We start from the raw sequence: 19,654 nt of genomic DNA, 5'->3' as shown, positions 1-19,654 counted from the left end.
GAGAAAGGGCGCCCGCTACAGGCGCCCTTCTCAATAGTCTATCGCGTCCGAAGATCAGTCCAGCGTGCGAACGATTTCTTCGCGCTCAAAGATTTCGATCACGTCATCGGCGCGGATATCCTCATAGCGTTCGAACGCCATGCCGCATTCCTGACCGGACTGGACTTCCTTGACCTCGTCCTTGTAACGCTTGAGCGTTTTCAGCGTGCCCTCGTGGATCACAACATCGTCGCGGAGCAGGCGCACACCGGCAGAGCGGCGCGCGATGCCTTCGGTGACGATACAGCCCGCCACGTTGCCGACGCCAGTGACCTTGAAGACTTCCTTGATCTTGGCGTATCCGATGAACTTCTCGCGGATCTCGTTGCTGAGCAGGCCCGATGCGGCCGCTTTCACGTCGTCAACCAGATCGTAGATCACCGAATAATACCGGATCTCCACACCCTTCTGGTTCGCGCTTTGGCGTGCAGGTGCATTGGCCCGGACGTTGAAGCCCAGAACAGGCGCGCCCGACGCTTCGGCAAGGCTGATATCGCTTTCGGTGATGGCACCGACGCCCGAATGGATGACGCGAACGCGCACCTCTTCGTTGCCGATCTTCTCCATCGCCTGCGTGATTGCCTCGGCCGAGCCCTGGACGTCTGCCTTCACAAGAATGGCCATTTCGGCGATATTCTTGTCTTCCTTGGCCTGCGCCATCAGCTGGTCCAGCGTCACGGCCGCGCCGGCTGCCGCACGCTTTTCCTTGGCCGCGTTCGAGCGGTACTGCGCAATCTCGCGCGCCTGCGCTTCGGTATCGACGACGTTCAGAACATCGCCCGCCGCAGGTGCGCCGTTGATGCCCAGAACCTCGACCGGGACCGAGGGGCCGGCCTCTTTGACGCGCTCGCCCTTGTCATTGATCAGCGCGCGCACCTTGCCGTACTGTTCGCCCACGACAAAGATATCGCCTTGGCGCAATGTGCCCTTCTGGACCAGAACCGTCGCGACGGGACCGCGGCCCACATCAAGCTGCGCCTCGATCACGGCGCCTTCGGCGGCGCGGTTCGGGTTTGCCTTGAGTTCAAGGATCTCGGCCTGAAGCGCGATCGCCTCCAGCAGGTTATCCAGCCCGGCGCCGGTTTTGGCGCTGACTTCGACGTCCTGCACATCGCCCGACATCGCCTCGACCACGATTTCGTGCTGAAGCAGATCTGTCCGCACTTTTTGCGGGTTCGCGGCAGGCTTGTCGATCTTGTTGATCGCCACGATCATCGGCACCTTGGCCGCCTTGGCGTGGTTGATCGCCTCGATGGTCTGCGGCATGACGGCATCGTCGGCGGCAACCACCAGCACGACGATATCAGTCACTTCGGCACCGCGCGAGCGCATCGACGTGAACGCGGCGTGACCGGGCGTATCAAGGAAGGACAGCACAGAACCACCCGCGGTTTTGACCTGGTAGGCACCGATATGTTGCGTGATTCCGCCCGCTTCGCCGGTCTGAACCTTGGCATCGCGGATGGCGTCCAGCAGGGACGTCTTGCCGTGGTCGACATGGCCCATGATGGTGATGACCGGCGGACGCGGCTTCATGTCCTCGGGCTTGTCTTCGACCTTGGCGATAACGTCCTCCACGTCGGCGTCAGAGACGCGCACGACCCGGTGGCCGAATTCCTCGATGATCAGTTCGGCAGTGTCGGCGTCGATCGCCTGATTTTGCGTGACCATCATGCCGTTGTTCATCAGCGCCTTGACCACGTCGGCCACACGCTCGGCCATGCGGTTGGCCAGTTCGGCCACGGCGATGGTTTCGGGCAGCTGAACGTCGCGGATAATCTTTTCGCGCTCTTGCTGGCCGCCCATCGCCTTCTGGCGATTGCGTTCCTGCTTGCGCTTCATTGCGGCCATGGATTTCTGGCGGCCGCCTTCGCCACCCGAAAGCGCCTGATTCAGCGTCAGCTTGCCCGAGCGGCGGCTGTCCTCGCCCATGCCCTTGCCCTTGGCGGGGCGCTTGGTCTCGTTCTCGCGGTCCTGCTTGCGCGGGGTCGATGTGGGCGCGGGGCCACCGCGCGGCGCGACGCGTGCGGCATCCGGCTCGGACGGGGCGGCGGCCTGCTTGGCTGCGTCCTCGGCAGCGCGGCGCTGCCGCTCGTCCTCTTCGGCCTTGGCTTTCAGCGCCTCGATACGCTCCTGCTCTTCACGCTCCTTGGCCTCGGCCTCTTCGCGGCGGCGCTGGCGCTCTTCCTCGCGTTCCTTTTCTTCGGCAGCACGGCGCGCGGCATCCTCGCCTTCGCGGGCCTTGGCGGCCTGAAGCGCCTTCATCCGGCGCTCCATCTCCGCGTCGGAGATGCCTGCGGGGCGTTTGGAGGGGTCACCAATGGGCGCGGGTTTGCCAGCGCCCGCCATGTTGCCTGCACCCGGCTTGGGCACAACAACGCGCTTGCGCTTGGTTTCCACCACGACGTTCTTGGTCCGGCCATGGCTGAAGCTTTGCTTCACGTTGCCCGCACGCGGACCGCCACGAACACCCAATGTCTTCTTTCCGTCGTTGTCGCTCATTTGGTCTTCTTCCCTTTCCGATGGCCGCTGCCATCGTCCGAAACGCGCAGGCCCTTGAGCCTTGCCGCTTCCTCTACAACACGTTGCGTCAAACCGCCAGCAGACAGTGCTGCATGGATCGTGGTTTGTCGCCCGAAGGCCTGTCCCAGCTCATCGGCGGTCAGCCAGCCGATGAAATTGCCGTAATGCGGTGTGCTGAGCTTGGACTTGCCCCGCTCTGACCCGTCGCTGGCCTGTATCAAAACTTCGGCCTCTTCCTTGTCCAGACTGGCCTTTACCTTTTCATAGCCCGAAATGGCCCGTCCGCCCTTGCGGGCAAGGCTGATCAGGTTGACCACCCGCTGCGCCAGAAGGGATTCGACCCAGTCGGTCAGCCCATCGGGCACCTGAACGGGCTGCCTGGCGGCGCGGGAAAACAGGCCCTTTGTCGCCGCCTTGTCCAGCGCCGCGCGGTCGGCCGCGACCCAAATACCACGGCCCGGCAGTTTTTCCATCAGGTCGGGGGCGATCTGCCCCTCCGGCCCGATGACGAACCGGATCAACCCGAATTTCGGCTGCACCTCACCCGTGGCGATGCATTTACGCTCGGGACCATTTTCATGGTCTTTGGGATGCCCACCGCGGCCCATCTGATACATCCGAAGCCTGCGATCAGGCTTCGGACTCCTCCTCAAGGCCGTCTTCATCGGCGTCGTCGGCCAGTTCGGTGGGATCGACCCAACCCAGCATGACGCGCGCCGTCATGACCATGTCCTGCGCTTCTTCCAGCGACACCTCGAATGCCTCGAGCAGGCCTTCGTCCTTGACGCGCTCGCCGTCCTGAACGGTCCAGCCGCCGGCCAATTCCCAATCGGCGCAGGTTGCGAAATCCTCCAGGGTTTTTACACCATCCTCGGCCAACGCAAGTACCATCTGGGGTGTCAGTCCCTCGAATTCAACCAGGCTGTCCTCGACACCCAACTCGCGCGCCTTGTCCAGCGCGGCCTTGGCCTTGGCTTCGATGATGTCGCGGGCGCGGGCCTGAAGCTCCTGCGCGGTATCCTCGTCGATGCCGTCGATCACCATCAGCTCGTCCAGATCGACATACGCGACCTCTTCAAGATTGGTGAAGCCTTCGGATACCAGAAGCTGGGCAAAGAATTCGTCCAGATCGAGGTTCTCCATGAACAGCGCGGTGCGCTCCTCGAATTCCTTCTGGCGGCGCTGGCTGTCTTCGGCCTCGGTCATGATGTCGATGTCCAGACCGGTCAGCTGGCTGGCAAGGCGCACGTTCTGGCCGCGGCGGCCAATGGCCAGGCTCAGCTGTTCCTCGGGCACGACGACGTCGATCTTGCCGGCTTCCTCGTCCAGAACCACCTTGGTCACTTCGGCCGGTTGCAGCGCGTTCACCAGGAACGTCGGCTGATCGTCATTCCACGGGATGATGTCGATCTTCTCGCCCTGAAGCTCGTTCACCACGGCCTGAACGCGGCTGCCGCGCATACCCACGCAGGCGCCGACCGGGTCGATCGAGCCGTCATAGCTGATCACAGCGATCTTGGCGCGGCTGCCGGGGTCGCGGGCCACGGCCTTGATCTCGATGATGCCGTCATAGATTTCCGGCACTTCCATCTTGAACAGCTCGGCCATGAATTCCGGCGCGGTGCGGCTCAGGAAAATCTGCGGGCCGCGCTGCTCGCGGCGCACGTCCTTGATATAGCAGCGGATGCGGTCGCCGGGGCGATAGGCCTCGCGGCCGATTTTCTCGTTCCGGCGCAGGATGGCTTCGCCGCGGCCCACGTCGACGATGACGTTGCCGTATTCCTCGCGCTTGACCAGACCGTTGATGATGGTGCCGGCGCGGTCCTTGAATTCCTCGAACTGGCGGTCACGCTCGGCTTCGCGGACCTTTTGCAGGATCACCTGCTTGGCCGATTGTGCGGCGATTCGGCCCATCTCGACCGGCGGCACCTCTTCGGCGAATTCGTCGCCGATTTGCGGATCGGCCATGTATTGCTTGGCTTCCTTGACGGTGAATTCGGCCTGATAGTTTTCGACCTCGTCATCGGCGACCACGGTGCGCACGCGGGTGAACGTGGCGCGGCCTGTCTTGCGGTCGATGGACACGCGGATGTCCATTTCGGCACCATAGCGCGATTTCGCCGCGCGGCTGAGCGATTCTTCCATCGCCTCGACCACCAGACCGGGGTCGATCATCTTTTCGCGGGCCACGGCCTCGGCTGTTTGCAACAGCTCAAGCTGGTTTGCGGATGTGATTGCCATGGGTTTCAGTCCTCCTCAGAACCGGTGTCAGTCTGGATTTCGTCAAAATTTGTTTCGTCGATGTCGCCACCGTTCAGCGCGCCCGCGGCTTTGCGCTGGCGCAGCATTTCCTTGATCAGATCGTCGGTCAGCACCAGCTTGGCGTCGGCCAGCCAGTCAAATTCAAGGCCGATGGTGCCTTCCTCGACGTTGATCAGCACTTCGGTGCCTTCAACGCCGGCCAGCATTCCCTTGAACCGTTTGCGCCCGTCGATCAGGTCGTTCGTCTCGATCTTGGCCTCATAGCCCTCGAACGCCTCGAAATCCTTGAGCCGGGTCAGCGGGCGGTCGATACCGGGGCTGGACACCTCAAGCGTGTAGGGCTCGGCCAGCGGATCCTCGACATCCAGCGTGGCGCTGACGGCGGTGCTGACGCGCGCGCAGTCATCCACCTCGATGCCGCCCTCGGGGCGTTCGACCATGATTTGCAGCGTGTGATATTTGCCGCCCATCAGCCGCACGCGCACCAACTCAAACCCCAGATCCTCGATCACGGGAGTGATGATTCCGGCCATGCGGCGATCAATGGCGGCTTTGGCGATAAGGTCGTTATTCATGGCGGTCAGATCAGTCTTTCTCAGAATGTGTCGGCAAGCACAAAAAAACGGGCGCGCGGCCCGTTCGATTACCCGGTGGTACGCTTCGGTTTGGACCCGAAGCGCGCCGCTATTCCGGTCTGTCTACACCTCCCGCAACCAAAGCGCAAGGCGGATTCGGGGTGCCTACTGCCGGGGCACCTGTCCGGGCTGGTCGCCCGGCGGCTGTAATTGGCTGGCGGCGGTTCCGGCCCGGCTGTGTAACGGCGCAAACCTGGCGCCGCACAACCCGGCGGGATCGCGGCGGATCTGCCGTGCCGCCCGCATCCGTGGCCGGTCCAGCCATCGGCGCTGGATGTCCGGTGGCAGCCGCAGCAGGCTGCGCGTGGTGACCAGAAGGGATTCGATGCCCAGCCCGGCGGTGCCCAGTATGGCATGGCTGTCCAGCAGGATGTTGTAATACTCCGCCGTCGCGACACCGCGCATACGGCGGACACCCCGCAGGCCGATCAGCTTGACCGCCGGGACAAGATATTCGGCGTCACCATCGCGGTCTGCCATCAGCACGCGGTGCTGCGGCGACAGGCGCAAATCCTGTCGGGGAAGGTTATCACCCAATGCGCCCTGTGCGATCAGTATGGGTCGCCCACGATCCTCGCGGCAGTTGAACAGGTGCGTTTCGCGCAGGATCAGGCGCACGGCCATGGGCGGCCCGTCTTGGGTCACGACCAGATCGCCGGTGCGAAGCCGTTCCACTGCAACGCGGCCATCCGGCGTTTCGACCATGGTGCCCGCGCACAGACAGATCGGTCCATCGACGGACTGCACATTTGACGGGCGCAACTGGTCCCTTGAGACGTTTTGCAGCCGAACGGTATCGCCGTTGTCAAATGTGAATACGGTGTCAGGCCCATCCTGCGCCATACGGGCCTGTGCATCCGGAAAGCGGCTGATTTCCGTCATGTCAAAGGCAAGAATATCCAGCTCGACGTCGAAATCGGTAACAATGTCATGGCCGTTACCGTCGCGAATGATAAAGGTATCGCCGCCGGCGCCGCCTGACATCGTATCGTTGCCGGCGCCGCCGGTCAGCTGATCGGCGCCCTCGTCGCCCCACAGCTCATCATTGCCGGCGCCGCCATCCAGCGTATCGTCGCCAACGTCGCCGCCCAGCGTATCATCGCCGGCACCGCCATCCAGCTGATCATGTCCAGCGCCGCCCCACACCTTGTCAGCGCCGTCGCCGCCGCGGACCACGTCATTACCCTCATCGCCGCCAACGGTGTCGTCGCCGCTGCCGCCGTCAAGGCGGTCATTCCCGGCGCCGCCCGAAATCCTGTCGTTGTCGTCACCGCCATAAATCGTGTCATCGCCGGTGCCGCCGTCCATGGTATCGGCACCCGTGCCACCATGCATCGTGTCGGATTCGGTGCCACCCTCCATGTGGTCATTCCCGGCGCCGCCCTCCATGTAGTCGCGGCCGGCATCGCCTTTCATGTGATCGTTGCCGTCATCGCCGTAAAGGCGATCATTGCCATCGCGGCCCAGAATATAATCACTCCCGCCCCGGCCGCTGATCGTGTCGTCACCGTCTCCGCCAATCAGCTTGTTTCGCTCGTCCGTCCCGACCAGCCTTTCGCCTTTTGCAGGGGGTAATTCTCCCTCGCGCGGACCGTCGCCGTTATCAAAGGATGCCTTATCAGGGTCGCCGCTGCCGGTTCCGTCGCTATCTACCATTTTCGTCTCCAGTTTCCCGAAGACAGTCATGCACCGCAAAATATTGACAAATAGATAAGCGGAAAATTTTACCTAATGTCCCCGCCTGCTTACCCCTTGCGCAGGCGATCCATGACGCGCACCAGCTCGGCGCTGATGCCGGGCTCGGACAGGGCGTGGCCGGCCAGCGGGATCATGTGCAGACGGCATCCCGGCCACGCATTCGACAGCTCATAAGCCGTGCCGGGGGGGCAAATCATGTCAAAGCGGCCCTGCACGATCGTGCCGGGCACCTGCGCCAGCTTGCTCATGTTGGACAGGATCCATCCGTCATGTTCCAGAAAACCGGCATGGGTGAAGTAGTGATTCTCCAGCCGGGCAAAGGCGCGGGCGTAATCAGCGGGGCTGTCCCCGCCGGCGCCGTTGGACTGCACCGTGGCAAGCGCATTTTCCCACCCGCTCCACGCCTTGGCGTGCAGGATTTCGGTGTGCAGATTGCCGGAAAACAGACGTTTGTGATAGGCGCCGATCATATCGCCGCGCTCGTCCTGGGGGATCAGATCGGCAAAACGGTTCCAGGTTTCGGGCCAGAAGCGCCCGGCGCCGCCGCCGTAGAACCAGTCAAGCTCGGCCTGGGTCATCGTGAACACGCCGCGCAGCACCAGATGCGCGCAGCGGTCCGGGTGGGTGATGCCATAAATCAGCGCCAGCGTGGCGCCCCAGCTGCCGCCGAAGACGATCCATCGCTCAATCTCCAGCGTGCGCCGGATCAACTCGATGTCATCGACCAGATGCCACGTCGTATTCGCCTCGACCGAGGCGTGCGGCGTGGATCGTCCGCAGCCGCGCTGGTCGAACAGGATGATCCGGTATGTGGCGGGGTCAAAATAGCGCCGCATCGCCGGGCTGCATCCGCCCCCCGGCCCGCCGTGAAAGACGATGACCGCAGGCCCCTCGGGGTTTCCCGACTGTTCGACATAAACACGGTGGCCATCGCCCACGTCCAGCATCCGCCTGTCAAACGGCTCGACCGGCGGGTACAGATACTGGATTGCGCTCTTATGACCCAAGATTTTATCCATGCCTGCCCTATGTTATGCCGCAGGCGCAGGATACAAGGCAACGCGCCCAAGGCGCAACTGATCACACGGGAGAGCGAAATGCAAAGGGCGGCATCCACCATAGACGAAGGCGAAGTTGCCAAGTTTCAGGCCATGGCCGAAGAATGGTGGGATCCCGCCGGCAAGTTCAAACCGCTGCACCTGATGAACCCGTGCAGGCTGGATTATATCACCCGGCAGATCGCGGCCGAGTTTGACCGGGATCTGAGCCAGGACGCGCCTTTCGCCGGGCTGCGCCTGCTGGATATCGGCTGCGGCGGCGGCCTGCTGTCCGAACCGATGGCGCGGCTGGGCGCCGATGTGGTCGGCGCCGATGCCGCCGAGCGCAACATCCCCGTCGCGCGCCTGCATGCCCGGCAGTCGGGGCTGGACATCGACTATCGCCACACCACGGCCGAGGCACTGGCCGAGGCGGGCGAGCAGTTTGATGTCATCCTGAATATGGAAGTGGTCGAGCATGTCAGCGATCCGCTGGCCTATCTGACCGCCTGCCGCCAGCTGTTGAAACCCGGCGGATTGCAGGTCTGCTCCACCCTCAACCGCAATCCGAAAAGCTATGTCATGGCCATCATCGGCGCCGAACATGTGATGCGCTGGCTGCCCAAGGGCACGCATGACTGGTCCAAATTCATCACCCCGGACGAGCTGTACGACCTGCTGAGGCAGGCCGGGCTGGAGCCGGTCGATCGCAAGGGGTTCGTGTTCAATCCCATCAGCTGGAAATGGTCGATCTCGGATCGTGACCTGAGCGTGAATTACGTCACCGCCAGCCGCAAACCCAGCTAGGCGTCGCTGCCCAGCCGGGCGCGCAGGCTGCGCAGTACCGGCAGGGCGCTGCGCACCTTGTCCTCGCCCAGTTCGGACACGACTTCGGAAATCAGCGGGGTGATGGACGAAATCGCCGCCTCGCGGGCGGTGCGGCCTGCGGGGCTGATCGATACCCGCTTGCGGCGCGCGTCATCCCAATCGGGGCGGATATGGACATATCCGGCCCATTCCAGCCGGTGCAATGTGTTGGTCATGGCGCCGCGCGTCACGTGAAAGCTTTTCGCCAGTTCAGCGGGCGACCGTTCGGCACCGGCCCGTGCCAGATGATTCAGCACCGAAAAATGCGAGATCTCCATCCCCTTGGGCAACACGCGGGTCAGCTGATTGCGGATCAACTGATCATTCGTCAGGATCTCGCTGAACAGCGCGACGGCAAGGGCATTTGTCGGCGTGTCGTCCATCACGGGCCGCCATATGGCGCATCATGCATCAGCGCCGGGATGCGGCGGCGCGCTTGCGCCACTTCGGCCATATCCAGATCAACATAGCTCACGCCCGGATCCGTGCCGCCATCCGCCAGCACCTCGCCCCAGGGCGATACGGCCAGCGAATGGCCATAGGTCCGGCGCGGCGTGCCATTGCTGGCGGCGTGTGTGCCGGTTTGCGCCGGGGCCAGCACATAGGCGCCGGTTTCAATCGCGCGGGAACGCAACAGCGTTTCCCAATGCGCGGCGCCCGTGACCGGCGAAAACGCCGACGGCACGGTCAGAATGCGCGCACCGGCACGGCCCAGATTGCGATACAGATGCGCAAAGCGCACGTCATAACAGATCGTCATCCCCAGCGGGCCACATGGCATATCCGCCAGCACCGCCTGCGCGCCGGGGCGGTAGCCGGCCGATTCGCGATAGCTTTCACTGGCCGAGATTGTGACATCGAACATATGAATTTTATCATAACGCGCGCGGATATTCCCATCCGAGCCAATCAGGAACGACCGGTTGGCAAACCGCCCGCCGGGGTCTGTGGTCTTCAACGCCAGCGATCCGATCAGCAGCCATATTCCCCGCGCCGCCGCCAGATCGCGCAGCGCGGCCAGCGTGATATCCTCGCCCTCAGGGCGCAGGACCTCCATCTGGCGCGCCCGGCTGGACGAGACGCAATTTGTCACTTCGGGCGTCAGGACAAACTCCGCACCAGCCGCAACGGCCTGCTCGATCAGGGCCACCGTGACGGGCAGGTTTGCCGCAGGATCATCCCCGCTGCACAGCTGAACCAGCGCGGCCTTCATGCCGCCAGCAGCGCGTCCAGCTTGCCCGCCCGCTCCAGCGCGAACAGCTCATCACACCCGCCGACATGGGTATCGCCGATGAAAATCTGCGGCACGGTCCGCCCACCCTTGGCGCGCTGTGTCATCTCGGCGCGCCGCTCGGGCTGGCGCGCGACGTCGATTTCACTGAAATTGACACCTTTTTGAGACAAAAGCCGCTTGGCAGCGTGGCAAAAACCGCAAAGCGGCGATGTATAGATCTCAACGGGTTGCATGGCGGGCCTCTCCTCGCTTCGGACATGACCGCAAATCTAGGCGTCCTTGCCCGCGCGCGCCAGTACCAGAATATCAACGCCCGCCGCCCCCGCCGCAAGGCACGCCTCGGTTGCCGCGGCAAAGGTGGCGCCCGATGTCATCACGTCGTCCACCAGCAGAATATGCCGCCCCGCCATGCGCATGCGCCGCCTTGGATGCACGCGGACCGTCCCCTCCAGTGTGGCAAACCGCGCATCGCGCCCCAAACCGCCCAAGGACGGCGTGGCGCGGGGGCGAATCAGCAGATCGGGGCAGATCGGGCGGCCGACCTCGCCCGCCACGGCGCGCGCCAGCAGGGCCGCCTGATTATACCGGCGCTTCAGCAGCCGCAGCCAATGCAGCGGCACAGGCGCGATCAACGTGTCGGGCCGCAGCAGCGGCTGCGCGGCGCGCGCCATCCAGACGGCGGCGGGGCGCACCATATCCTGCCGGTCGCCATGTTTCAGCGCCAGAACCAGTTTGCGCCCGTTTCCCGAATACATCAGCGCCGCGCGCCCTGCGTCCCATGGTCGCGGGGCGCGCAGGCATTCGTCACAACTCAGCAGATCGCCCGGCGCATCCGGCCCGGCAGGCAGCGAAATACCGCACATATTGCACACTTGCCCCATCACAAACGGCGTATCGCGCCAGCACGGCCCGCACAGGCCGAAATCACTGTCCACCAGATCGCCGCAAACGGTGCAGCGCGGCGGATAGACCAGCCGCAGGGCCGATTGCAAATGCAGGGCCATCACCTATATGTCCGATCCATGCAAAAGATGTTCCTTCGATGACTGTTCAGATGACAGACCGCGCCGCCCTGCTGCGCCAACGCACCCGCGCCGCTGCCGCAGGCCCGGCGCTGTTCCTGCACGAGGCCGCGATTGACGAGATGCAGGATCGCATCTCGATGGTTAACAAAGCGTTTACCGCGCCCGCAATCATCACCGGATGGCCCGCCCCGTGGCGCGATGCGTTTCCAGACGCTACCATCATCCCCGACGACGCCACCCTTGAGCTGGAGCCGGAGGCGCATGATCTGATCATCCACGCGATGGCGCTGCACTGGTCGGATGACCCTGTGGGCCAGCTGATTCAGGCGCGCCGCGCATTGAAACCCGACGGTCTGTTTCTGGGCGTCATGTCCGGCGGCACCACGCTCAACCAATTACGCGCCAGCCTGGCGCAAGCTGAATCCGAAGTCACCGGCGGCCTGTCACCCCGCATCGCCCCCACCGGCGAGGTGCGCGATCTGGGCGGGCTGCTGCAACGCGCGGGGCTGGCCCTGCCCGTGGTGGACAGCGTACCGCTGACCGCCAGCTACGCCGATATGGCCGCATTGATGCACGATTTGCGCGCAATGGGCGAGGGCAACGCAATGCAGGCCCGCCCGCGCCATTTCACCCGGCGCGCCGTATTCGACCGCGCCGCCGAAATCTATGCCAGCGCCTTCGGTGATGGCGCAGGCCGCATCAACGCCACCTATGATCTGATTTTTCTGACCGGATGGGCGCCCCATGCCTCGCAGCAGCAGCCGCTGCGCCCCGGATCGGCGACCACCCGGCTGGCCGACGCCCTGAACACCAAAGAGACCCCGCTGGGCGATTGACCCCCGGCCCCATTCGCTTATGTCCCGGTGCAGACCGGCGCAGGATAAAGGACGACCCCATGACGCATCCCTCAGATCGGGCCTCCAGTCAGGCCACCTGCCCCATGCACGCCCCCGAAGGCCACCCGGCGATCCCGCGCGAGAAGACCGGCATCCTTCTGGCCAACCTCGGCACGCCGGACAATACCGACTATTGGTCGATGCGCCGCTATCTGAATGAATTTCTGTCCGACCGCCGGGTAATCGACTATTCGCCATGGAAATGGCAGCCGCTCTTGCAACTGGTGATCCTGACCAAGCGGCCCTTCACCTCGGGCAAGGCCTATAAATCGATCTGGAACGAGGAAAAGAACGAAAGCCCGCTGATGACCATCACGCGCGATCAGACAGACGCGATGCGCAGCAAGCTGACGGCCGAATATGGCGACGACGTGATGGTTGATTTCTGCATGCGCTACGGCAACCCCTCGACCAAATCCAAGGTGCGCGAAATGACCGAGGCGGGCTGCACCCGTATCCTGTTCGTGCCGCTCTATCCGCATTACGCCGGCGCCACATCCGGCACCGCGAATGACCAGTTCTTTCGCGCGCTTATGGAGGAAACCCGCCAGCCCGCCGCGCGCACGATCGAGCCGTATTTCGAACACCCCGCCTATATCGACGCGCTGGCCCGCTCGATCGAGGCGGTCTATGCCGGCGCGGCGAACCCCGAAATTCTGGTGGTGTCCTATCACGGCATGCCGAAACGCTACCTGATGCAGGGCGATCCCTACCATTGCCAGTGCCAGAAAACCACGCGCCTGCTCAAGGAACGGCTGGGCTGGGACGACAGCCAGATCACCACCACATTCCAGTCGGTCTTTGGCCCCGAAGAATGGCTGAAACCCTACACCGTCGAAGAGGTCGCGCGCCTTGCCAGGGAAGATGGCAAACGCCGCATCGCCGTAATCGCGCCCGCGTTTTCCGCCGATTGCATCGAAACGCTGGAGGAAATCAACGACGAGATTCGCGAAAGCTTTGAAGAGGCCGGCGGCGAGGAGTTTACCTATATTCCCTGCCTGAACGACAGCCCCGACCATATCGACGCGCTGGCTGATGTCATTCGCCAGAACCTGAACGGCTGGCTGTAACAGATCGGCGCATGGAAAAAGGCGCTGAGCCGATGGGTTCAGCGCCTCTGGATCAGCGAATATCGCTAAAGCTTAGTCGGCTGCGATGACAGCTGCGACAACGGCCAGCAGGACCAGCGGCACCCAGATGCCAGCGGACGACGAGCTTGCGTTTGTTTCTTCGACGATCACGGGCGCTTCCATGACGGGCGGCTCCATGTTGCCGGCAAAGGCAGTGGATGCGGCAGCGGACAGAGCGGCGGCGAGAACGAGTTTCTTCATAGTATCCTCCAGAAATTAGCCTGCGCCACGTGTCGCAACGGCAAGCACCCAAGACATTTACCTCGTACGCGATTTCTAAACAGCAAATTTACGTGATTGCAATTGATACTTCATCAACATGTGCCATGGCGCGCCATTATTTCGTCAAATTAGCAACACTTGCGTGCCGACTTTGGTCAGGCTGAAAAGCTCGGCAATATGTTCATTATACAGGCCAATACAGCCGTTCGATGATTTGCGCCCGATCTTGCGCGTGTCATGCGTGCCGTGAATGCGGTAGTATTTCCACCCCAGATATAGCGCATGCGTGCCCAGCGGGTTGTCCGGGCCGGGCGGCACGAACCGGGGCCAGTCCGGATTGCGCTTCAGCATATTGGCCGTCGGGCTCCAGCTGGGGCCGACGACCTTGCGGGTGACGGTCGTGCGGCCACGGCGCGTCAGATCCTCGGACAATGGAACCGACGAGGGGTAGAGCTTGTAAGTGCCGCCATCAGCGCTCCAGAAATGCAGGGCGCGCGAATCGATATCCACCAGAACCGCGCCATTTCGAAGCGTCTTGAAATAAGGCTGCCAGCTCATCGACCGAAAGCTGGAGATGTTCCGCCGCACCGCGCCGGTCACGTCCTGTTCCATCTGGGTGGTATTGACGCTCTGCGCGAGGGCAGGCGCGCCGATGGCTGCAGCTGTTGTCGCCAGAAAATTGCGCCGGCTAAGCAGCTTTGGGGTATCTCGCTTCATAGGTGCCTCCAGGACGTGCAGGATAGTTCCGCTGGCAGCAATTATATTGCGCGAAAGACGCAGTCGCAATTCAATCCATACCATAAAAGCGAGGTTGCGGCCATGTGGGTTTGAATCGCAACGCACGGCGCTGTAGAGGTATCATACACAAATCATGCCGGGTGGTCCTAAGTCTATGTCGCGAATTCTGGTTCTTCTCTTCACTGCACTGCTCGCGCTCAGCGCCTGTGCGCCTTCTGCACCGATGCAGCCTCAAATCGGTCCCGATGGCAGGCCATTGCCAAAAGTGTACAACATCCGCTCGGGCGACACATCGGCAATCCAGTACCGGATGCTGGATTCGGTCAATGCCCTGCGCGGCGCCGCAGGCCGCAGCCCGGTGACGCTGAACGCGCAGCTGAACGCGGCGGCGGCGACGCATTCGCGTGATATGTCGGTTCAGAACCGGCCATGGCATTTCGGCTCGGACGGCTCTTCGCCAATCGACCGGATCCGACGCGTGGGATACACCGGCAACCTTGTGGGCGAAAACATCTCGGAAACCTACGAGACCGAGCTGGAAACCCTGGCCGCCTGGATGGACGAGCCTGCGACGCGCAAGGTGGTCCTGTCGCCCAATGCGCGCGATCTGGGCTTCTCCTGGCTACAGGAAAACAACGGTAAAATCTGGTGGACCATGGTGATGGGCGGCTGACAGCCTGCCGCACCGCTCTACTTCATCGACATGAACAGCGCCGGTGCGGGTTTGTTCCTGCACCGGCGCTGTCTTCATCTTGGCGAAAAATACTCATTCCGGCGCCATAGCCGGGCGCGGCGTCACTGGTAAATCGTGATCGGCGTCCCATCCTTGACCATCGCGTAAATCCACTCGATTTCCTTGTTGGTGACAGCCACGCAGCCCGCGGTCCAGTCGCGCCCCTGGCGCCCTTTTGCCCCATTGGGTTGGCCGTGAATGAAAATGTCGCCTCCGGGGCTTTTGCCACGGGCATAGGCTTGGGCGCGGTCGACGACGTTGGGGTATGAGATGCCGATGGACAGATGAAATTTGCTGTTCGGATTGCGGCGATCGATCAAATAAGTGCCCTCGGGCGTGCGCCCGTCGCCCTCTTCGGTCTTGTGACCCACCGGCATGAAACCAAGGTCAAAATCGTAATCCTCCAGCACCTTGTCATGATGCAAAAGATACATCTTGCGCTCGGTCTTTTTCAGCACGACATGCGTGACCTCCGGACCGTTATACGTCTTGAACTTTGATCCGCATGCCGACAACCCGACGACAACCAGCGCAATCGCGAAAAACTTCAGAATCCTCATGTGCCCTACTCGATCTGTTTTTTTTCCATCCATACCCCAGATCGGGTGCCCCTAGATAGGGGGGATTTTCGGCGCGCCCCTTACGCTCTGGTGAAGTCCGCGACCAACTCGACATGGCTAGACCAGCGAAACTGGTCAACAACGCGCAGGCCGTTCAGGGTAAATCCGCCCGCGACCAGCACTGCGGCATCCCGCGCAAAGGTGACGGGGTTGCAGGAGACGTAGGCGATGCGCGGTATCGCCGCGCCTGCCAGCTGCGCAATCTGCGCCTCTGCCCCGGCGCGCGGCGGGTCTATCACCGCAGCGTCAAAACTTTTCAGTTCCTCCGGGCGCAGCGGGCGGCGAAACAGATCGCGCGGCTCGGCGACCACCTGCTTCAGCCCGCTTGCCTTGCGCCATCCGGCATCCAGCACGTCGGTCATCGCGGCCTCGCCCTCGACCGCATGCACCTGCGCGCGGGCGGCCAATGGCAGCGTAAATGTCCCGCATCCGGCAAACAGATCAACGATGCGCGCGGCGCCTGACATGGCATCCATGACATCGGCCAGCAGCGCCGCCTCACCTTCGGCGGTGGCCTGCAAAAATGCGCCCGGCGGCGGCACGATCCGGACGTTGCCGAACCGCTGCACCGGTGGGCGGCGCGTGGCGATCACCTCGCCCTCCCACGAAAGGCGGGCCAGATCATGCGCCTCTGCCAGACCGGCCAGCACGATCCGCAGCGGTCCGTCCAGCGGCCTGCCGCCGGTGACATTTACGTCCAGACCGCCATCTGACAGGCATGCGGCCACATCCAGCGCGCCCTTGCGGCTGGCCGTCGCCACCGCCAGCGCCTCGGCCACCGGGATTGCCCGCATCAAATCGGGGTGGAGCAACTGGCAGTCCGGAATTTCCACAATCACATCGGACGCGCGGCCGTGAAGACCAGCCATCGCGCTCTTTTTCGTGCGCCGCGCCGACAGCGTCGCCCGGCGGCGGGCGCGGGCGGGTGACGTTGCGATAGGCCTAAACGGTGCCTCCAGCCCATGCGCGGCAAGCGCCGTGCGCACGACGTCCTCTTTCCACTCCGCGACAAAGGCATCATCGGCGTGCTGTAACTGGCACCCGCCGCATGCCTTGAAATGGCGGCACGGGGGCGCGACGCGGCGCGCGCTGGGGTCCATGATGCGAATATCCGTCAGGCGCTGGCCATTCAGGATGCCACTGACCACCTCGCCGGGCAGGGTCATGGGCGCAAAGACCGGGCCGACGGCAATCCCGTCACCCTGATGCCCCAGACGGTCGATGCGATAGGTCATGATGTGCCTTTCAACAGTTGCTGCCGCGTCAGCGCGAAATCCGAGGCGATCCATCGCGCTTCCAGCGCTTTCATCCGGTCGCCCAGTGCCGGCCCTTGATAGTCCGGCATCAGATCGCGCGCCTTGAGCGGAAACACCGCTTGGGCGCCGGCAGACGCGGCGGCCATATCGGCCGGATCGAGCGGCGCTTCCAGCATGGCCGCGCGCAGCAACAGAATGTCACGCGCCACATCCACCCCATGCCTGTAGCCCAGCGCGGCAGCGCCCGCCAGTGTGCCAACCTCGCGCCGCAGCAAATCCAGCCGCGCAGTGTCGGCATTGGACAGGCGCAGATTATCGCGCGCCTCATCCCCGCCAATCGCCGCAAGGCGGCGCATGGCATCGGGCGCCGTGCCTGTCTGGCTCTCCAGATACACCAGCGGCGACAGGGCGCGCGGATCCGCTCCCGGCAAAACACGCACCAATGCGCCCACCTGCGCCATCGCGGCGATGGCGGGTGCCGGATCCGGCGCAGACAGCAGGCGCCGCATTTCGGCGCCAACGCGCTCGCGCGCCAGTCCGTCCAGACCATCCAGATTATCCGCGACAGCAGCCAAGCCATCTTCATCTATGCCGCCATCCCCGCCGTACTGCGCATGAAAGCGGAAGAAGCGCAAAATGCGCAGATAATCCTCTGCAATGCGCAGGCCTGCGTCGCCGACAAATCGCACGCGCCGCGCCAGCGCATCGGGCAAGCCGCCCAGCGGGTCAATCACTGCACCGCCGGCATCCGCGTAAAGCGCGTTCATCGTGAAATCGCGGCGGCGGGCATCCTCGGCCATCTCTTGCGTGAACTCCACCGTCGCGCGGCGTCCGAATGTTTCAACATCCCGGCGAAACGTGGTGATCTCATGCGGTACGCCGCCCGCGACCAGCGTCATCGTGCCATGATCGGCGCCTGTCGGCACCGCCTTGATCCCCGCCGCCTGCGCCAGCGCGGCCATCTGATCGGGGGTTGCGTTGGTGGCCAGATCCAGATCGCTGACCGCCTCGCCCAAGACCGCGTTGCGCACGGCGCCGCCGACCAGCCACGCCCGATAGCCTGCGTTTTCAAACGCGGCAAAGACCGATTGAAGCGGTGCGGCGGTCAGCCAGGGCGCATCGATCCTCACGGGCGCCCCGCAACATCGGCCAGCGCGCGCAGCATCCGGGCGGTCGCACCCCAGATGTAGTAGGGTCCGAACGGCACGGTGTAATATCGCCGCATCGTGCCGCGCCAATAGCGCGACTCGATCCGGTATCGCTGCTGTTGCAGGACGTGATCCAGCGGCACGTCAAACACTTCGGCGACCTCCGCCTCCTCGGGGTGGGGCGTATAAGGGGAAATGACGCGCCCGACGACCGGCGTGACAAGGAAACCCGTCACCGTCTCGTGGGTGGGCAGATATCCCAGAACCTGCACGTTTTCAGGGTGCAGGCCAATCTCTTCGCGCGCCTCGCGCAGGGCGGCGGCGGTCACGTCCGCATCGCCCGCGTCCTGTTTGCCGCCGGGAAAGGCAATTTGCCCCGGATGATGTTTCAGCGCCGATGACCGCTGCGTCAGCACAACGCGCGCACCGCCTGGCCCGGCCATCAATGGCACCAATACACCGGCGGGCCGCAGCCGCCGACCATCGGCCAGAACGGTTTCGGGGTTCAAATCAAAATCCGACGTCGGCCCGCCCGCGCAGCCCAGCGCGGCGGCCACCGCCCCGATTGGATCGACGCTGCTCATTTCTTGCTGCCGGAATCCTTGGCCTCGAACCCAAGTGTCGCGGGGTCCATATCGTAATGCGCACCGCAAAACTGGCAATCGGCGGTGACCCGGCCATCATCGGTTGTCATCGTCTCGATATCCTTGGACGAATAGATCGACAGGCTCTGGCGCACACGCTCTTCGGAGCAGGTGCAGCCGAACCGCACGGCCTGCGCATCGAAAACACGGGGGCCTTCCTCGTGAAACAGGCGCAGCAACAGATCCGTCGGCGCAAGACTGGGACCGATCAGTTCCAGATCATCCACCGTGCTGAGCAGCATGTTCGCGCGGGTCCAGTTTTCGCCCGCCTCCCCCTCTGGCACAACGTCCTCGGGTTGCAGCAAGCCCTGCTCGCCACTGCCGCCGCCGGCCATCAGGGGGGACGCCTTTGGCATATGTTGCAACATGACGCCGCCGGCGCGCCAACGCTCCGGCCCCGACTGCTCGGTCGAGCGGCCAAAGCTGAGCGCGAAGCTGGTCGGGATCTGCTCGGACTGGGCGAAATACGCTTCGGCGCAGGCGCGCAGGCTGCCACCCGCGAGCGGGGTGATGCCCTGATAGGGCGTCGTCCCCTCGCCCTGATCGATCATAACCGCAAAATACCCCTCGCCGACCTGCTCGAACGGGGCCGCGTCTGTCACGCGCTCCGCGTCATAGCTGGCATAGGCGCGTATGCGCGCAGGCTCGCCCTCCTCTTGCGGGCCGTAGTAATCCGTGGCGATCATGCGCACGGGACCGTTGGACTGCACCTGCAGGGACAGTTTCCATCGCAGTTTGATCGTCTGGCCGATCAGCGCGGTCAGCAGCGCCATCTCCGCAACCAGCGCCTCGACCGCGGGGGGGTAGTCATGCTGACCGAGAATGCCGCCAAGCGCCCCGTCCAGCCGCGCAACGCGGCCGCGAATGTCTGAATTATCCAGCTGGAACGGCAGTACCGTGTCGTCCCAGGCAAGTGCTTTACCGAGTGTCATGGGGTTTCCTTATGT

General features: G+C 63.5%; 21 protein-coding genes. 4 read left to right on the top strand and 17 right to left on the bottom strand.

Translation table 11 applies throughout. The annotated features are described in order from the left end of the window. Window positions 1-54: 54 nt before the first annotated feature. The 6 genes from infB to pip all read right to left on the bottom strand — a co-directional run bounded on the left by infB (window position 55) and on the right by pip (window position 8,176). On the bottom strand, window positions 55-2,541 hold the full coding sequence (infB, locus tag DQ230_RS06220) for a translation initiation factor IF-2 (RefSeq protein ID WP_113911712.1): 2,487 nt from the start codon (window positions 2,539-2,541) through the stop codon (window positions 55-57). Beyond that, the gene (locus DQ230_RS06215) at window positions 2,538-3,170 is read right to left on the bottom strand and encodes an RNA-binding protein (protein ID WP_113911801.1); all 633 of its coding nucleotides are present in this window, start codon (window positions 3,168-3,170) and stop codon (window positions 2,538-2,540) included. Before DQ230_RS06215 ends, infB begins: the two co-directional genes overlap by 4 nt. A gap of 22 nt (window positions 3,171-3,192) precedes the next feature. Continuing rightward, on the bottom strand, window positions 3,193-4,803 hold the full coding sequence (gene nusA / locus DQ230_RS06210; RefSeq protein WP_113911711.1) for a transcription termination factor NusA: 1,611 nt from the start codon (window positions 4,801-4,803) through the stop codon (window positions 3,193-3,195). Between the two features lie 5 nt (window positions 4,804-4,808). Beyond that, window positions 4,809-5,399 carry a ribosome maturation factor RimP gene (rimP, locus tag DQ230_RS06205; protein ID WP_113911710.1) on the bottom strand — a complete coding sequence of 197 codons (591 nt, stop codon included), beginning with the start codon at window positions 5,397-5,399 and terminating at the stop codon, window positions 4,809-4,811. A gap of 165 nt (window positions 5,400-5,564) precedes the next feature. Next, the gene (locus DQ230_RS06200; RefSeq protein ID WP_203228012.1) at window positions 5,565-7,115 is read right to left on the bottom strand and encodes a Hint domain-containing protein; all 1,551 of its coding nucleotides are present in this window, start codon (window positions 7,113-7,115) and stop codon (window positions 5,565-5,567) included. A gap of 89 nt (window positions 7,116-7,204) precedes the next feature. Beyond that, window positions 7,205-8,176 (bottom strand): prolyl aminopeptidase, encoded by a 972-nt coding sequence (pip, locus tag DQ230_RS06195; protein ID WP_113911708.1) that lies wholly within the window; start codon window positions 8,174-8,176, stop codon window positions 7,205-7,207. A 78-nt stretch (window positions 8,177-8,254) separates the two neighbouring features. Here pip and ubiG point away from each other — a divergent pair, with 78 nt between their 5' ends. After that, a complete protein-coding gene (gene ubiG, locus DQ230_RS06190) occupies window positions 8,255-9,001 on the top strand; it encodes a bifunctional 2-polyprenyl-6-hydroxyphenol methylase/3-demethylubiquinol 3-O-methyltransferase UbiG (RefSeq protein ID WP_113911707.1) in 747 nt (248 codons plus the stop codon). Here the strand turns inward: ubiG and DQ230_RS06185 are convergent. From DQ230_RS06185 to DQ230_RS06170, 4 genes are read right to left on the bottom strand one after another with little or no spacing between them, the layout of a single operon-like run. Beyond that, on the bottom strand, window positions 8,998-9,444 hold the full coding sequence (locus tag DQ230_RS06185) for a MarR family winged helix-turn-helix transcriptional regulator (protein WP_113911706.1): 447 nt from the start codon (window positions 9,442-9,444) through the stop codon (window positions 8,998-9,000). The two genes, ubiG and DQ230_RS06185, sit on opposite strands and share 4 nt — an antisense overlap. After that, window positions 9,444-10,274 carry a carbon-nitrogen hydrolase family protein gene (locus DQ230_RS06180; protein ID WP_113911705.1) on the bottom strand — a complete coding sequence of 277 codons (831 nt, stop codon included), beginning with the start codon at window positions 10,272-10,274 and terminating at the stop codon, window positions 9,444-9,446. The genes DQ230_RS06185 and DQ230_RS06180 overlap by 1 nt, the downstream gene beginning before the upstream one ends. Next, window positions 10,271-10,528 (bottom strand): glutaredoxin 3, encoded by a 258-nt coding sequence (gene grxC, locus DQ230_RS06175; RefSeq protein ID WP_113911704.1) that lies wholly within the window; start codon window positions 10,526-10,528, stop codon window positions 10,271-10,273. Before grxC ends, DQ230_RS06180 begins: the two co-directional genes overlap by 4 nt. Before the next feature lie 36 nt (window positions 10,529-10,564). Continuing rightward, complete coding sequence (locus DQ230_RS06170) at window positions 10,565-11,293, bottom strand: ComF family protein (protein WP_113911800.1); 729 nt, start codon at window positions 11,291-11,293, stop codon at window positions 10,565-10,567. A 44-nt stretch (window positions 11,294-11,337) separates the two neighbouring features. On the opposite strand from DQ230_RS06170, the gene DQ230_RS06165 reads away from it, so the two are divergent. After that, complete coding sequence (locus tag DQ230_RS06165) at window positions 11,338-12,156, top strand: methyltransferase domain-containing protein (protein ID WP_113911703.1); 819 nt, start codon at window positions 11,338-11,340, stop codon at window positions 12,154-12,156. Window positions 12,157-12,215: 59 nt separating this feature from the next. Beyond that, complete coding sequence (gene hemH, locus DQ230_RS06160) at window positions 12,216-13,286, top strand: ferrochelatase (protein WP_113911702.1); 1,071 nt, start codon at window positions 12,216-12,218, stop codon at window positions 13,284-13,286. 72 nt (window positions 13,287-13,358) lie between these two features. On the opposite strand, the gene DQ230_RS06155 is transcribed toward hemH, so the two are convergent. Continuing rightward, window positions 13,359-13,547, bottom strand: a complete 189-nt coding sequence (locus tag DQ230_RS06155; protein ID WP_113911701.1) for a hypothetical protein — start codon at window positions 13,545-13,547, stop codon at window positions 13,359-13,361. Between the two features lie 144 nt (window positions 13,548-13,691). Then, window positions 13,692-14,285, bottom strand: a complete 594-nt coding sequence (locus DQ230_RS06150; RefSeq protein WP_113911700.1) for a L,D-transpeptidase — start codon at window positions 14,283-14,285, stop codon at window positions 13,692-13,694. Window positions 14,286-14,460: 175 nt separating this feature from the next. Between DQ230_RS06150 and dalA the strand changes: the two genes are divergently transcribed. Next, the gene (gene dalA, locus DQ230_RS06145; RefSeq protein WP_113911699.1) at window positions 14,461-14,979 is read left to right on the top strand and encodes a divisome-associated lipoprotein DalA; all 519 of its coding nucleotides are present in this window, start codon (window positions 14,461-14,463) and stop codon (window positions 14,977-14,979) included. A 122-nt stretch (window positions 14,980-15,101) separates the two neighbouring features. Here dalA and DQ230_RS06140 read toward each other — a convergent pair whose 3' ends face one another. The 5 genes from DQ230_RS06140 to hslO form a co-directional block, all read right to left on the bottom strand. After that, complete coding sequence (locus DQ230_RS06140) at window positions 15,102-15,599, bottom strand: L,D-transpeptidase family protein (RefSeq protein WP_113911698.1); 498 nt, start codon at window positions 15,597-15,599, stop codon at window positions 15,102-15,104. An 80-nt stretch (window positions 15,600-15,679) separates the two neighbouring features. Beyond that, on the bottom strand, window positions 15,680-16,894 hold the full coding sequence (locus tag DQ230_RS06135; protein ID WP_203228011.1) for a class I SAM-dependent RNA methyltransferase: 1,215 nt from the start codon (window positions 16,892-16,894) through the stop codon (window positions 15,680-15,682). Continuing rightward, window positions 16,891-18,045 (bottom strand): CCA tRNA nucleotidyltransferase, encoded by a 1,155-nt coding sequence (locus DQ230_RS06130; RefSeq protein WP_113911697.1) that lies wholly within the window; start codon window positions 18,043-18,045, stop codon window positions 16,891-16,893. Before DQ230_RS06130 ends, DQ230_RS06135 begins: the two co-directional genes overlap by 4 nt. Next, window positions 18,042-18,647, bottom strand: coding sequence for a CoA pyrophosphatase (locus DQ230_RS06125; RefSeq protein WP_113911696.1), 606 nt, complete (start codon window positions 18,645-18,647; stop codon window positions 18,042-18,044). The genes DQ230_RS06130 and DQ230_RS06125 overlap by 4 nt, the downstream gene beginning before the upstream one ends. After that, the gene (hslO, locus tag DQ230_RS06120) at window positions 18,644-19,639 is read right to left on the bottom strand and encodes an Hsp33 family molecular chaperone HslO (RefSeq protein ID WP_113911695.1); all 996 of its coding nucleotides are present in this window, start codon (window positions 19,637-19,639) and stop codon (window positions 18,644-18,646) included. Before hslO ends, DQ230_RS06125 begins: the two co-directional genes overlap by 4 nt. Window positions 19,640-19,654 lie beyond the last annotated feature (15 nt).

This window comes from Roseovarius dicentrarchi (assembly GCF_003316635.1).
GTDB lineage: Bacteria > Pseudomonadota > Alphaproteobacteria > Rhodobacterales > Rhodobacteraceae > Roseovarius > Roseovarius dicentrarchi.
The sequence above is the reverse complement of the archived record's forward strand: the minus strand, read 5'-3'. Positions and strand labels throughout refer to the sequence as shown.

Excerpts from the sequence above, each read along its gene's own strand:
- DQ230_RS06165 (WP_113911703.1), top strand. The coding sequence starts at position 11,338 with ATGACTGTTCAGATGACAGACCGCGCCGCCCTGCTGCGCCAACGCACC.
- DQ230_RS06155 (WP_113911701.1), bottom strand. The coding sequence starts at position 13,547 with ATGAAGAAACTCGTTCTCGCCGCCGCTCTGTCCGCTGCCGCATCCACT.
- DQ230_RS06150 (WP_113911700.1), bottom strand. The coding sequence starts at position 14,285 with ATGAAGCGAGATACCCCAAAGCTGCTTAGCCGGCGCAATTTTCTGGCG.
- nusA (WP_113911711.1), bottom strand. The coding sequence starts at position 4,803 with ATGGCAATCACATCCGCAAACCAGCTTGAGCTGTTGCAAACAGCCGAG.
- DQ230_RS06135 (WP_203228011.1), bottom strand. The coding sequence starts at position 16,894 with ATGACCTATCGCATCGACCGTCTGGGGCATCAGGGTGACGGGATTGCC.
- DQ230_RS06185 (WP_113911706.1), bottom strand. The coding sequence starts at position 9,444 with ATGGACGACACGCCGACAAATGCCCTTGCCGTCGCGCTGTTCAGCGAG.
- DQ230_RS06125 (WP_113911696.1), bottom strand. The coding sequence starts at position 18,647 with ATGAGCAGCGTCGATCCAATCGGGGCGGTGGCCGCCGCGCTGGGCTGC.
- DQ230_RS06140 (WP_113911698.1), bottom strand. The coding sequence starts at position 15,599 with ATGAGGATTCTGAAGTTTTTCGCGATTGCGCTGGTTGTCGTCGGGTTG.
- DQ230_RS06200 (WP_203228012.1), bottom strand. The coding sequence starts at position 7,115 with ATGGTAGATAGCGACGGAACCGGCAGCGGCGACCCTGATAAGGCATCC.
- infB (WP_113911712.1), bottom strand. The coding sequence starts at position 2,541 with ATGAGCGACAACGACGGAAAGAAGACATTGGGTGTTCGTGGCGGTCCG.
- DQ230_RS06215 (WP_113911801.1), bottom strand. The coding sequence starts at position 3,170 with ATGGGCCGCGGTGGGCATCCCAAAGACCATGAAAATGGTCCCGAGCGT.
- ubiG (WP_113911707.1), top strand. The coding sequence starts at position 8,255 with ATGCAAAGGGCGGCATCCACCATAGACGAAGGCGAAGTTGCCAAGTTT.
- rimP (WP_113911710.1), bottom strand. The coding sequence starts at position 5,399 with ATGAATAACGACCTTATCGCCAAAGCCGCCATTGATCGCCGCATGGCC.
- grxC (WP_113911704.1), bottom strand. The coding sequence starts at position 10,528 with ATGCAACCCGTTGAGATCTATACATCGCCGCTTTGCGGTTTTTGCCAC.
- hemH (WP_113911702.1), top strand. The coding sequence starts at position 12,216 with ATGACGCATCCCTCAGATCGGGCCTCCAGTCAGGCCACCTGCCCCATG.
- hslO (WP_113911695.1), bottom strand. The coding sequence starts at position 19,639 with ATGACACTCGGTAAAGCACTTGCCTGGGACGACACGGTACTGCCGTTC.
- pip (WP_113911708.1), bottom strand. The coding sequence starts at position 8,176 with ATGGATAAAATCTTGGGTCATAAGAGCGCAATCCAGTATCTGTACCCG.
- DQ230_RS06180 (WP_113911705.1), bottom strand. The coding sequence starts at position 10,274 with ATGAAGGCCGCGCTGGTTCAGCTGTGCAGCGGGGATGATCCTGCGGCA.
- dalA (WP_113911699.1), top strand. The coding sequence starts at position 14,461 with ATGTCGCGAATTCTGGTTCTTCTCTTCACTGCACTGCTCGCGCTCAGC.